The organism is Peribacillus sp. NPDC097224, from assembly GCF_044761985.1.
Taxonomy (GTDB): Bacteria; Bacillota; Bacilli; order Bacillales; family DSM-1321; genus Peribacillus.
Window position 1 is genome coordinate 300180 of the sequence record NZ_JBIWDK010000003.1, and the last position, 13641, is coordinate 313820.

The following is a 13641-nucleotide window of genomic DNA, read 5'->3' on the forward strand; positions in this document are numbered from 1 at the left end:
CTGAGGGATAAATGCCTTTGAACGTGTATCATTTCATAATTCATTCATCATCTATATTTTTTTAATATAACAGAAACATCACTATTAAACTTTATTAATAAAATCATCAATTCAACAAATTGAAGCCTCCTAGAAATAGGAGGCTTCCATGCATTAATTATTTCCGGCGATAGGCTGATCTACCCCATTAACATCAAGGACGTTGCTTCCGTTCAGACCATTGGCGGTAAAAACGAATGCACCTGTGTTCGATGAGCCGGAGCCGGTGACGGACTTGCTGGCGGATTTCGGTGAAATGACGGCCGCATCCCCGAATAAGAGGTTTCCTGACCCGACATTAAATATTTGTACTGGACCTACAATGGCTGGCATATGATTTCTCCTTTATACAGTTTCTGTTCCATCTGATGTATTATCGCCTGTTCCTGCCTCATCGTTTTTCCTCGGAATCTGACGGATGTGTTTAATCCTTGATTCCATGCGGATATGACCTACGTTTCCTACGCCTACGATAGAAGATGAAGATATCCCGATGATATCGACATTCCCAACGCGAATGAAGGGGTTGGGATTCGAGAATGTTGTCGCGATTGGTTCAGAAATCCTCGGGATATAGAAAGGACGTGTAAAGACTTCATAATCACTGAAATCGGGTTCCAGTTCGGAAAAGCTATCACTTTTTTTCTGGACTGCCAATGCTTTGGCGGCCCCGTCGATATAAGCAGTGTCTCCAATTTGCAGGTTGGATGAAAATGTGACGGTCTTGGCTGACAAAGACTTTACTTTCGATATTCTTGTGAACATCTGATTTTATCCTTTTGGAGTGAGTGGAACGAATGGTCCGATGATGAGTGATTCGGGGGGAGTGTCGAATGCTGATGATAGCTGGATGGTTTGTACGTCCCCAATGAGGAATAAGGCGGAACTCGCTACCCCCGTCACGTTAATATCACCGACACATAACTGATGGTTTGTTACATTAAACTCCATTTGGATTTCCTCCTGTCTCGGAATGTGAGTTTGTAATGAATTGTATCAATGCTGTTTGAATATCCGATCTTACTTTTTCCGTGATCTTTTCTTTCACATTATCTCGTTGCTGAGGTGCACGTTCAGCATGTGATAGATTGTCAAAGTACATATTGATACGCTGATGAAGCTGGCGTTCCACATCCTGTCTCATGAAGTCGTGATATGAGGGTTCCAATGTGATCTGAAGCTGGCCTTCCGTATCACGGATCATATCCTCCAATCCTGAAAGAATATCATTATAAATCTCCTGAGCGACAATTTCACGGCCTGGAAATAGAAAAGGGGCAGGTTGGATGGGTTGATTGTTGACAGCGAATTCATCAATATTATTTAAATCATTAGGATTCAAACCGATATTCAACGTTCCGTCTAATGACTCGACTTTTAACTGATCAAATTTATATTCAATTTTATCCACGTGGATTGGGGGTTTATTCTTCATTTCGGCAAGTTCATCTGTCAGGCGTTTGAGTTCGTGTTCAAGCTTCATAATTCGTTTATCCTGGGCTTCAAGAAATCGCTGCATTTGTATGGAGTACGAATATAAATCATGATTCACGATTAAACACCTCACCTTCACCTAATGATAACTTCATATATGGCAGTATATGAAATTGCCTCATGTAGGTGAATGCCTATGGATTAGGATTAGGGAGGGCTAAATGGGACGAAGCTAGTCTCAGGGACCATATCATCTTCAAGCATTGGAGCGGGTTCAGTGAATCCACCTGTATTGGCTAAGGTGGAGTAAGGCTTAATCACTCCGGCACTCCCTATTTGAAAAACAGATGAATTGGTTATGCTTTCGATTTTTATCATATTGATTTGGATCGTTTGGTGGATATTGAAGATCATGATGTCCTCCTTTCAAAAAAATGCTAGAGGTTTAATGCTACTGGCTGATCGACACCATCTGAATCGTTTGTGTTAGTGGTACTGTAAGCGTTGTAAAGTGAAATGGATTCGCCTGTATTAAAAGAGCCAGCACCTGCAAACGTTTTTGAAGCGGAATATGGGCTGATCTTAAAAACGTCGCCAATATGGACAACGCCACTGCTCCCGACATTGATCACTTGAATAACTCCTACGATGGCCGGCATGAAAATCACCCTTTTTTATTCTGGTTTATCCCTTATTTACAAGCAGCAAGTCTATTTTGAATGGATGCTTCACTGTATTCTATGATTTTCCTTTATTGATGTGATTCAATTGCCTATCCCTTAGCAGCTTAGAAACATGTGATGTTTGGTGTTGGTAAACGATATACAAATATGGTAATATAATGATAAATTCATAATTTTCAAACAAATTCAATGAGGGGTGATTGGATGAATGTGCCTTTAGTGCTATCACATTTTCTGGACAGGGCAGCTTCACTTTATGCTGACAAGAAAGCGATTATCGGGGACGATAAGGTCCTGACATATCAGGAGCTGAATGGAAGGGTCAACCAGCTTTCCCATGGATTGAGTGACCTTGGGATTAAAAAAGGGGATAAAGTGGCTTATCTTGCACCGAACTCGATTGAAATGCTTGAAGGTTTTTATGGGGCGTTCCAGCTTGGGGCTGTAATGGTGCCTTTGAACATTCGGTTGACGCCGGCGGATTATGTATTCATTTTGAATCATAGTGAATCAAGGGTCCTTTTTGTGGATCAGGATTTGTATCACCTTATCTCATCGGTTAAGGACCAGCTGAAATCAGTGGAGCATATCATCGTGCACTATAAAGCAAGCGATACAAATGAAATCGATTACAATGTCTGGCTGGAGCGGTTTGACAAAGAAGGCTTCCATCGGGAACAAGTGGATGAGAATGACGTATCGAGTCTCTTATATACAAGCGGCACAACCGGTAACCCTAAAGGGGTCATGCTCACCCACCGCAATAACTATTTACATGCCCTTAGTGCCATGCACCATTTCAGGGTCAATGACCGCGATACATATATGCATGTCCTGCCAATGTTCCATGTGAATGGGTGGGGTGCCCCTTTTTATTATACGGCCAATGGTGCGACGCAAGTTTGCTTAAGAAAAACAACACCAAATTCCATATTCAAGGCGCTTGAGAAACATAAGGTAACCATCATGCATATGGCGCCAACCGTCCTTAATTCATTGTTCCAATATTATGAAAAGAATGTACCGAAGCTGGAACAGGAAATTCGAATCGTCGTGGCTGGTTCGGCACCCCCGCCGGCCTTTGTCACAAGGGTGGAAAAAGAATTGGGGTGGGAGTTCATCCAAATCTATGGCATGACGGAATCCACTCCAATGAGTTTGCTTTCGGTACCCCGCTCTGAATTCGATGGACTTCCAGAAAGGGAAAAATACAAAATGAAGGCGAAAGCCGGTTACCCCTCCATAGGCAGTGAGGTTAAAGTGGTACATGACAATGGTGAAGAAGTAGCGCGTGACGGGGTTGATGTCGGTGAAGTCATTGTTCGCAGTCATGGAGTCATGTTGGGATATTGGAAAAATGAAGAGGCCACGATGCAGGCGTTGAAAAATGGGTGGTTGCATACAGGGGATATGGCGACCATGGATAGTGATGGGAATATAGATATCGTAGACCGCAAGAAAGACATTATCATAAGCGGTGGGGAGAATATCTCATCCATTGAAGTGGAAGGGACTTTATATGAGCACGAGGGCATCCTAGAAGCGGCAGTCATCGCGGTCCCTCATGAAAAATGGGGGGAAACGCCACATGCTTTCATCGTGCCAAAACCAGGCGTTCAATTAACGGAAGCCGATATTCTAGCTTTCACAAGAGAAAAACTAGCCCATTTCAAGGCAGTGACCAGCGTCTCATTCGTAAGGGAGTTGCCAAAAACGGCATCGGGGAAAATCCAGAAAATCCATCTTCGCAATGATTATTGGGAAGCTAAAGGGAAAACGGGAAGATTCGTCAATTAAAAGATGGTCCGCGCTGCTCTATAATGAGCAGCGTTTTTTCTAGTCGTTTGTCAGCCTTTATGATTGGGAAAGGAATAAATATACAACTAAATTTCCCAGGCTCATTTATAATGGAGTAATTAGTGAATGAGGATGTGAAATGATGAAAACTGCAATGGCCCCTTTACAGGAAAGCAAAAGGATTGCCAGCATTGATTTATTAAGAGGTTTGGCCATTTTAGGGATTTTTTTAGTGAATATGCCTTCGTTTCATACGCCCATCTTGTATAGTAGTGGTGTTGAATATTGGGATGAAGGCTGGGACCGTATCTTGTACATAGGTAGCGATATTATCGCCCAGGCGAGTTTTTACCCCTTGTTTGCATGTTTGTTTGGGTTTGGGTCCGTTATCTTGGCTACACGGAGTGAAGATAAAGGCATCTCGTTTCCTTTGCTGTTTACAAAGCGCCTTTGCTTTTTATTAGGGGTAGGGTGCATACATGCCTTTTTCATTTGGCATGGAGACATCCTTGTTAATTACGCAATGTTCGGGTTTGCGTTTTTATTATTCTATAAATGGAAAGGGAAGTATCTGATTTGGCTTGGATCGTTCTTATATATTGTTCCTTTCGGCGTGTTCGGGCTTTTTTTCCTTATTATGAGCTTTGTGGATAGTGGATTGATGGACATTCAAAATGAGGTCGAGTTAATCAAACAATCCCAAGAGATATATTCTGCGGGTTCTTTTATGGAAGTGACGGGACAAAGAATGGCAGACTGGTATATGGTTAATGGTCCAACGAATGTCATCTTCCTCTTCCTCTCCATTTTTCCTTTCTTTTTAATTGGAGCTGGTGTAGCCAAGCAGGGATGGCTTCAAAATCCTGCCCGTTATAAACGGCCAATAAGGAAGATAGTGATTATAAGCCTGTTAACAGGGGTGGCGATCAAGGTCCTACCGTATGTGACGGATTACGATTATGGGACGACATTCATCCAGGATTACTTTGGCGGACCGCTGCTGACGATGTTTTATATTACCGCAATCACACTGTTGGTTGAAAAGGCGTGGGCTTACAAGTTGCTATATCCCTTAGCTTTGGTAGGAAGGATGTCGATGAGCAATTACCTATTTCAATCGATTGTCTGTACATTCATTTTTTATTCATATGGTTGTGGGTTGTACGGGAAAGTGACTTATACGGAAGGGTTTCTCCTGATGATCGTTGTTTTTTCTATACAAGTCTTGCTAAGCTTCTTGTGGATGAAGCGATTCCGGTTCGGTCCGGTGGAATTTGTATGGCGATATGTCTCGTATGGCAAAAAGCCCGCTATGATACGGAATGATAAGTGAGGGGGAAGAATGTTCGCAAAACTGCCTTATTTGAGCGAGATACTGGCACCTTCCTTTTGTTTTTATGTAAAAGCCTATGTTATGATGAAATGGATATTGAAAGAGGGGGCAAGTAAATGGGAACTCACTTACACATAACGACTTGGGTTATCGGAATCATTCTTTTCTTTGTAACATATTCCATGCTTAAAAATGGAAGCCCGAAAGCCAAAATGATGCACATGATCACACGTGTATTCTTCCTTTTGATTTTCCTTACAGGTGGAATGCTAATTACTGACTTTGGTGCATATGCAGTGAAAATGATTGTAGGAATCATCGTGATTGCCGCGATGGAAATGGTATTGGTCCGTAGGAAAAAAGGAAAAGCTGTAAGCGCGATGTGGGCATTATTCGTCGTTGCTTTTATATTCGTCCTTTATCTAGGATTATCCCTACCACAAGGTTTTGACTTGTTTTAATCATGATTGAAAAAGGACAAATGGGTTTCATCTCATTTGTCCTTTTTTGTATGCAAACTTTACAAGGAATTAGTGGGAATTCACTTTTTCGATGATGATCCGTTTCCCTGTATTAAGGGTGAATTCAAAACGGTCATGATCCTTTTTACCATAGGAAAAATGGTGCTGGACGAGACAGATTTGGGTCTCGTTATCAAAAGTGAAGAAATTCACGCCGGATTGATTGGTGAGCTCCCTTAAAAAAGTGAGCTGATTGTAGCTATATATACAATCATAAATAGAGAAGTCCAGCGAATTCAGGGTCGTGACAAACTGGAAAAAAGAATCATCGTTCAATTCCTCCAATAAACGTTCAAACGAATATAATAGTTTTTTTCGAATCCTTATGGGTTCATTGTCCCTCAGGAAAGTGAAATCCCTGTGAAGGTGGATTTTCCCCTCCGCTTCCAATATGCCCTGCTGCCATCTTCCCCCTCTATAAACTTCAATGATGCTCTGAACGTGATCTTCAATCGATGATGCCTCATCGGTTTCATCGTCAAAAAAGATCCATTGCTGATTGATATTTTCCACAGTTCCTTCGGTAAACGCTCGTGTTTGTCTGTTCATTAACTTCGTTCGATGTTGCTGACTCATGCTTATACCTCCAATAGGGGAATCCTCACCTACTTTTTAGTCAAAATCCAATGAAAATATAACGGTATATTTTTAAATATTATGGACAAATAACCAACTTTCCATCTTTGCATAGGCTATGTTAAACAGGGATGCCTTCCTTTCCCACTCTATTTTGTCACAACAAGGGTGGGGGCAAAGGGCTTCCACGGAATGGTGCTGTAACGATGCTGGGATTTGAAGCCGGAACATAAATATGGATACCTAATTGCTTAAAAGGCAGAAGGCTATATGATTTGATCGTCCAGATGGAAAGGGTGAAGTGTGATGTGTGGAATTACAGGTTGGGTGCATTTTCAAAAGAATTTACGGACGGAAACTGAAACACTCGAACAGATGACGAAAACTTTGGCTAAGAGGGGTCCAGACGAGGAGAATGTATGGAGTGATACCCACGTCGCCTTTGGTCATAAAAGATTAACAGTTGTCGATGCAGAGGGTGGAAAACAGCCGATGACAAAGGAACATGGAAACGGAAGATATACCCTTTGTTACAACGGCGAATTGTATAACACCGAAGACATTCGAAAACAGCTATTATTAAAAGGATATTCCTTTAAGGGGCATTCTGATACAGAAGTTTTACTAACTTCTTATATAGAATGGAAAGAAAAATGCGTCGAATTGTTCAATGGGATTTTCGCCTTTGCCATTTGGGATGAAAATGAACAGAAATTATTCATTGGAAGGGACCGAATGGGAGTTAAGCCTTTCTTCTATGCTGAAAGGAAAGGCGGGTTCATTTTTGGTTCTGAGATAAAAGCCATTCTAGCCCATCCTGATGTCAAAACAGAAATTGATAGGGAAGGTTTAGCCCAAGTATTAGGGGTGGGCCCATCCAGGACGCCGGGTTCTGGTGTCTTTCATGATGTTAAAGAATTAAGGCCGGCCCATGCCCTTACTTTATCAAGAAAAGGGATGAGAATATGGAGATACTGGAATGTTCAGAGTGAGGAACATCGTGATTCACTAGATGAGACATCTGAAAAAGTACGCTTTCTAGTAAAAGATGCCGTGACCAGGCAACTCGTCTCCGATGTTCCGCTCTGTAGCTTTTTGTCAGGTGGGGTGGATTCAAGTGCGATTACGGCCATAGCAGCGAATGCCTATATGGATGAAGGCAAAGGAAGGCTTCATACGTATTCCATTGATTATGAAGATAATGAAAAATACTTCAAGGCAAATGAATTCCAGCCTAACTCTGACGGACCATGGATCAAAAAGATGTCGGATACATTCAACACCGTGCATCATTCTGCCGTCATTACTCAAGAGCAGCTGACCGACTATTTAATCGAAGCTGTCCAAGTCCGGGACCTACCGGGAATGGCGGATGTCGATTCCTCTTTGCTTTGGTTCTGCAAAGAAATAAAACAAGATTTCGTGGTGGGGTTATCAGGGGAATGTGCGGATGAAATTTTCGGCGGCTATCCATGGTTTCATCGTGCCGATGATTTAAATCGCACTGGTTTTCCTTGGATGAGGTCGACTGGTGAAAGGCAATCGCTATTGAAAGAGGGCTGGCATGAAAAATTAAAACTGGAGGAATATGCAAATGATGCGTATTTGACTACGGTTCTGGAAACTCCTAGATTAGAAGGGGAAAGTGGGGAAGAGGCTAAGCGCAGGGAGCTATTCTATGTAAATTTATTATGGTTCATGACAACATTGCTCGATCGGAAAGATCGGATGAGTATGGGTGCAAGCCTTGAAGTGCGCGTTCCGTTTGCGGATCACCGACTTGTTGAATATGCTTGGAACATCCCTTGGGAAATGAAGATGACCGGTAACCGGGAGAAGGGGATATTACGTAAAGCATTAGAAGGGATGTTGCCAGATGAAGTGTTATACCGCAAGAAAAGCCCGTATCCCAAGACACATAACCCTGTCTACACTGATCGAGTTCAGACGTGGTTGAAAGATATCCTGACTGACAAAAGTTCGGTTCTTCACGAGTTATTCGATCAACAGAAAATGACCGATATAGTTGATTCGAAAGGCGCCGCCTTTAAGGTCCCTTGGTTCGGTCAATTAATGTCAGGTCCTCAGTTACTCGCCCACTTGGCTCAAATAGATGTGTGGTTCAAACAATATGATATCCAAATCATTGATTGAAAAAAAGGGGCTCAGCGTATTGTACGCTTTGCCCCTTTTCGTTTGCTTCAGTGATCAAATGCAAGAATTCTATATTGATAGCCACCCAATTCAGAATGGTCTTCCTTCACGATTTCCTTCGTTCTTATATCAATCATTGAGTCCTCCTTTACGTCAAATGGGAGTGTATAAGACTGTGACCGGTCTGTCGGGTTGAGAAGGATGACAACAGAGCGTGCCTCATTGAACTTTCGATAAGCGACGATGTTTGTGTTATCAATCTTTTCAAGGAATTCGAAATGGCCTTCATTTGCAAGCAAGCCTTCCTCTTTCCGTAAAGCAATCAATTCTTTGATTTCGTTATAGAGTTCGCGATTCTGTTTGTCCTCCTCCCAGACCATACATTTTCGACAACCGGGATCCTGGTCGCCAGTTAAGCCAATTTCATCTCCATAATAGATGCAGGGACTGCCCTTGAACGTCAGTAGAACGGCATGAATGAGCTTTGCCCTATTCACATCTTCCCCGCAGTCTGTGAAAATCCGTGGTGTATCGTGGCTTCCAAGAAGGTTGAAGGTGACATCGAATACATTGGTCGGATAGCTGTGATAGACAGCCGTCATTTCTTCAATAAACTGCCGGGAATTGATCTTTTGCGAAGCAATGAGGCGGAACACGTTATTGGTAAATGGATAATTCATGACTGCATCGAATTGGTCGCCTCTTAGCCATGGCATGGAATCATGCCAAATTTCCCCGAGAATATATAGATCAGGTTTAATGTTTTTCACCGTATTCCGGAACTCCCGCCAAAACGGTGAATCGACCTCATTGGCAACATCAAGTCGCCAGCCATCGATATCGAACTCCTTAATCCAATAAGCGGCGGTTTCCAAAAGGTATTTTTTGACGTCAGGATTGGCTGTATTCAATTTGGGCATCGATTCAAAAAAACCGAATGTTTCATAATTGGGACGTTCTCCTCCTTTTAAAGGGAAGCCGTGGGGGTGGAACCAATCTTTGTATTCTGAGTCCTCACCTTTTTCAAGGAGGTCTTGAAAGGGAGGGAAATAATAGCCGCTATGGTTAAAGACGGCATCGAGCATCACACGGATATTCCGTTTGTGGCATTCTTCCACAAGGGTTTTCAAGTCCTCTTTCGTCCCGAATTGGGGATCGATTTCCATGTAATCGATCGTGTCATATTTATGGTTGGAATGGGCGTGGAAAATGGGAGTGAAATAGATGCCATTGATGCCGAGGTCCTCTAAGTAATCAAGATGCTGTAGGATCCCCTCGAAATCCCCTCCAAAAAAGTTGTCCACTTTCGGTTCTTCACTGCCCCAAGGCTTTGCACCTTCAGGATCATTATCGGGATTTCCATTCGCGAATCTTTCCGGGAAGATCTGGTACCAGATTGTTTCTTTTACCCATTCAGGCGCGCTAAACACTTCATTTCGATGAAGATAAGGTATGGCAAAATAACAGCCTGTATCATCAGGAGCCTCATCAAAAAAACCTTTTTCCGTATAAATGAGTTCTTCCTCACCCGATTGTAGCTTAAATCCATACCTTATTCTCCGGTAAGGTGGCTTCACATAAATATGCCAGTAATCATAATGACCATCACTGCCAGAAAGGTACATGGGCGCTTGTTCATACTGCCAATGACCTTCATCAAGTATATTGGGGTCTCCAAAGAGGAGTCCAACGTAAGAAATATCTTGTTTTTTTGTACGAAGGCGGATATGAAGAGTTTCTGCATCGATGCTATAAGCAAAATTGTCTGTAGGCCGGTGCTGGATGGACGAACGTTCCATAGAAAACCACTCCAATTCTAGTCAGGTTAATTTTGAAAGCTGAATGAACTTTAAGACTGGAGATTGAGAGGACATTACTTATGTACTGATGAAAAGTTAAAAAATTTAAATATTTCAAAAACTATCCAGTCATTTTGATTATATACCCATTTTATATAAAAAAAGCACCTGGTTCTTAAAAAATATGAAATAGAACGCTTCCATTTAAGAAATAAAATTGATAAAGGAAAATGTTGTAAAAATTGAGTCCTCTCATATAATGATAACAATAAAGATTGATATCGTTTTCATCGTGAATCCACGTTCTTTCCTTTCGATTTTCTAACGGTGGTGTAAACAATTCGAAGCTTTGGGACATGATAGAATCAAACATTTTTAAAAGGAGAATAAAAGTGAAGAAGTTGATGATCTATTTACTCATGTCCCTCATCTTTATCGCTATCGGAAGTGCTTGTGATGCCAATACAGATAAGGAAAATGAAGTGGTGAAGGAAAGGATGCCGCGAGAAAAAGAAACCACGAATGAAAAAAAGCCGGATAAACTGATTGTTTGGGAAGAGGAGAATAAAGGGGAAGCCCTAAAACCGATCCTGAAGGAATTCGAAAAAGAATATGGAATCAAAGTGGAATATAAAGAGCAAAAAGTGAACGATGGGATGTACACACAATTACGCCGAAATGGGCCTATCGGGACATCCCCGGATATCGTGACACTTACCCATGAAAAAATAGGTCAGCTAGTGGAGGAGGGACTGATACAGGAAATCAAGGTGAATGATGAAGTTACAGATGCCTTTTTAGAAGCTTCCATATTCGCCGAAATGTATCAGGGAAAACTATTTGGGCTGCCCAAGTCTGCTGTTACTTCCGTTTTGGTGTATAACGAGAAGATGATGCCGAAGGTCCCGGACACGATGAATGAATTGTATAAAAAAGCAAAAAAGGCTAGGGCAGGTAAGGAGTATGGATTTGCGGCTGAATGGAACGATTTCTATGATGCATATGGAATTATGACGGGAATGGGAGGGTATGTATTCGATCGGGATAAGAAGAAAATAAATCCTTTGGATATAGGATTGAACAATGAAGGTGCAGTGAAAGGTGCGCATTTCATTCAAAAATGGTATAAAGCGAGTGCCATCCCAGAGGGTGACAAAGAAGATATGGAAAAAATGTTTAGGGAGGGGAAGGTAGCCTCCATCATGAGTTCAAAAACTGCATGGATGGATGGGAAGAATGTCGGCGTCGCTCCGATGCCCCAATTGCCAAATGGAAAGCCAATGAAAACAATCATGGAAATACAGGGCTGGCATATTACCGCATTCACCAAATATCCCTATTGGTCTACAAAATTTGTGGAATATGTATCAAATGAAAAAAATGCAGTGCTCCGTTTTGAACGAACGGGAGAAATCTCCCCTATAAAAACAATCAAAGGGCATGAGGCAATAAAAGATAGTGAAAGGGCACAAGCCATCGCCATACAATTACAATACGCAGAACCGATACCGAATATTCCAGAAATGAATAAAGTCTGGGGACCGATGAATTCCGCGATGCAGGACATAACGGCGATTAAAGCCAAACCGAAAGCCGCTTTGGATGAAGCCGTAAAGAAGATCGAAAAAAGTTACCAGGAGGAATGAAACGGCAAATATGCCCCACTTTCAACCGCTCTCCATTTTATCTCTTTTGTGTAAAAAATTTTATAATATGGATTTGACGTCAAGAGGGCAAAACGCTAATCTTAAAGGCGTAAAGAGATAGCTAGGAGGAGAGCGGATATGAAAAAAAGGGTGTTATCACTCGCTTTAATTCCGTTGCTTCTTTTTTACGCCATTCCTGTAGGAGCAGCTGAAAAAGAACAACGAACATGGAAGGATGAAATCGCATACTCATTGATGATAGACAGATTTTTTGATGGAAATCCTAAAAACAATGGGGATGCAGATGTATTGAATCCTTCAGCTTTTAATGGAGGAGATTTCGAAGGAGTCACGAACAAGTTAAATTACCTTAAAGATATGGGGTATACCGCTATCATCCTATCACCTATTTTTGCTAATGAGGATAATGGCTACCACGGGGAATGGGTGAAGGATTTTTATAAAACGGATGAACATTATGGTACGAAACAAGAATTCAAGAAGCTCGTGGATGAGGCCCATAGCCGCGAGATGAAAGTTATTGTTGATTTTCAGGTTAATCAGGTGGGGAAGAATCATTCTTGGCTAAACGAACCTGATAAAAAAGACTGGTTTCACGAAAAAAAGGACATTTCCAAGGATAGCAATCAGCAGAACATGGAAAACGGCTGGGTGAATGGCCTGCCGGACTTAAATCAAGATAACCAGGAAACTCGGGAATATTTGTTGGATGTTGCCAAGTCGTGGATTGCAGAAACGGATATTGATGGGTATCGACTAAATCAAGTTCAACACGTTCCAAAGGACTTTTGGAAGGAGTTTGTTGAAACAGTCAAGTCTGAAAAATCAAACTTCTATACAATTGGCGATGTCCAAGGCAATGAGGATTTGATAAAAGGATATGAGGAAACGGGAATCGATGCTTTCATGGATTACCCACAAAATGCTGAACTGAGAAAAGCATTCGCTGCACCGGATCAGGATCTGGCACCTGTTTTCAATGCTATCGGAACGAGCGGTACACAGGCTTTATTCATGGATACCCAGAATATGCCCCGTTTCACCAAGGATGCTGCCGATCATAATGAAAACCCTGGGGCAAGATGGAAAATGGCCTTATCCTATATGTATACCACTCCAGGTGTACCCATCGTGATGTATGGATCGGAAATCGCCCTTAATGGTGATGAAGCACCGACCAATCATCAATTGATGAATTTTAAGACAGAGCAAGAGCTAGTGGAGTATATCACCAAGCTTTCCGATCTTCGGGAGATGTACCCTGCATTATCAAAAGGGGATATGGAGCCTTTGTACCAAAAGGGCGGTACGGCGGTTTTTAAACGTGTGTATGGCGACGAAACAATGGTGGTGGCCATGAATAATACAACCAAAACGCAAACGATTAATCTCAGTGAAAAGGATCTTGATGAGAACAAAGAGTTGAGAGGTATGCTGAATGGAGATTTGGTTCGTAGTAAGGATAATGGCTACTCGATCGTAATCGACAGGGAGTCAACGGAAGTCTACACTCTTGCATCTAAATCGACCATCAATACTCCCTATTTGATCATTATCGGGTTGGTCCTTGTCATTTTTGCCATTTTCATTGCTTTGGTCATTAAACGTTCAAAAAGGAATCAAGTAAACTAACCATGT

Annotated in this window: 14 protein-coding genes; 6 read left to right on the forward strand and 8 right to left on the reverse strand. The window is 41.9% G+C overall.

From position 1 onward, the window contains the following. Positions 1–153 precede the first annotated feature (153 nt). From ACIQXR_RS08160 to ACIQXR_RS08185, 6 genes are all read right to left on the reverse strand, one after another. On the reverse strand, positions 154–372 hold the full coding sequence (locus tag ACIQXR_RS08160) for a spore germination protein (RefSeq protein WP_402867743.1): 219 nt from the start codon (positions 370–372) through the stop codon (positions 154–156). A 12-nt stretch (positions 373–384) separates the two neighbouring features. Then, positions 385–804 carry a spore germination protein GerPE gene (locus ACIQXR_RS08165; protein WP_402867744.1) on the reverse strand — a complete coding sequence of 140 codons (420 nt, stop codon included), beginning with the start codon at positions 802–804 and terminating at the stop codon, positions 385–387. A gap of 6 nt (positions 805–810) precedes the next feature. Then, complete coding sequence (locus tag ACIQXR_RS08170) at positions 811–990, reverse strand: spore gernimation protein GerPD (RefSeq protein WP_402867745.1); 180 nt, start codon at positions 988–990, stop codon at positions 811–813. Then, the gene (gene gerPC, locus ACIQXR_RS08175; protein ID WP_402867746.1) at positions 980–1591 is read right to left on the reverse strand and encodes a spore germination protein GerPC; all 612 of its coding nucleotides are present in this window, start codon (positions 1589–1591) and stop codon (positions 980–982) included. The genes ACIQXR_RS08170 and gerPC overlap by 11 nt, the downstream gene beginning before the upstream one ends. 89 nt (positions 1592–1680) lie before the next feature. Next, entirely contained in the window at positions 1681–1887 is a 207-nt protein-coding gene (locus ACIQXR_RS08180) for a spore germination protein GerPB (RefSeq protein WP_402867747.1), read from the reverse strand. A 23-nt stretch (positions 1888–1910) separates the two neighbouring features. Beyond that, complete coding sequence (locus ACIQXR_RS08185) at positions 1911–2132, reverse strand: spore germination protein (protein WP_402867748.1); 222 nt, start codon at positions 2130–2132, stop codon at positions 1911–1913. A 228-nt stretch (positions 2133–2360) separates the two neighbouring features. On the opposite strand from ACIQXR_RS08185, the gene ACIQXR_RS08190 reads away from it, so the two are divergent. The 3 genes from ACIQXR_RS08190 (at position 2361) to ACIQXR_RS08200 (ending at position 5747) form a co-directional block, all read left to right on the forward strand. After that, the gene (locus ACIQXR_RS08190) at positions 2361–3953 is read left to right on the forward strand and encodes a long-chain-fatty-acid--CoA ligase (RefSeq protein WP_402867749.1); all 1593 of its coding nucleotides are present in this window, start codon (positions 2361–2363) and stop codon (positions 3951–3953) included. Between the two features lie 142 nt (positions 3954–4095). After that, a complete protein-coding gene (locus tag ACIQXR_RS08195; protein ID WP_402867750.1) occupies positions 4096–5286 on the forward strand; it encodes a DUF418 domain-containing protein in 1191 nt (396 codons plus the stop codon). Between the two features lie 116 nt (positions 5287–5402). Beyond that, complete coding sequence (locus ACIQXR_RS08200; RefSeq protein ID WP_402867751.1) at positions 5403–5747, forward strand: YisL family protein; 345 nt, start codon at positions 5403–5405, stop codon at positions 5745–5747. A 69-nt stretch (positions 5748–5816) separates the two neighbouring features. Here ACIQXR_RS08200 and ACIQXR_RS08205 read toward each other — a convergent pair whose 3' ends face one another. Then, positions 5817–6383 carry a DUF2777 domain-containing protein gene (locus ACIQXR_RS08205; protein WP_402867752.1) on the reverse strand — a complete coding sequence of 189 codons (567 nt, stop codon included), beginning with the start codon at positions 6381–6383 and terminating at the stop codon, positions 5817–5819. Between the two features lie 306 nt (positions 6384–6689). Here ACIQXR_RS08205 and asnB point away from each other — a divergent pair, with 306 nt between their 5' ends. Continuing rightward, the gene (gene asnB / locus ACIQXR_RS08210) at positions 6690–8537 is read left to right on the forward strand and encodes an asparagine synthase (glutamine-hydrolyzing) (protein WP_402867753.1); all 1848 of its coding nucleotides are present in this window, start codon (positions 6690–6692) and stop codon (positions 8535–8537) included. A gap of 47 nt (positions 8538–8584) precedes the next feature. Here asnB and ACIQXR_RS08215 read toward each other — a convergent pair whose 3' ends face one another. Further along, positions 8585–10336, reverse strand: a complete 1752-nt coding sequence (locus tag ACIQXR_RS08215; protein WP_402867754.1) for a glycoside hydrolase family 13 protein — start codon at positions 10334–10336, stop codon at positions 8585–8587. Positions 10337–10728: 392 nt separating this feature from the next. On the opposite strand from ACIQXR_RS08215, the gene ACIQXR_RS08220 reads away from it, so the two are divergent. Continuing rightward, on the forward strand, positions 10729–11982 hold the full coding sequence (locus ACIQXR_RS08220) for an extracellular solute-binding protein (protein ID WP_402867755.1): 1254 nt from the start codon (positions 10729–10731) through the stop codon (positions 11980–11982). A gap of 138 nt (positions 11983–12120) precedes the next feature. Further along, positions 12121–13635 (forward strand): alpha-amylase family glycosyl hydrolase, encoded by a 1515-nt coding sequence (locus tag ACIQXR_RS08225; RefSeq protein ID WP_402867756.1) that lies wholly within the window; start codon positions 12121–12123, stop codon positions 13633–13635. Positions 13636–13641 lie beyond the last annotated feature (6 nt).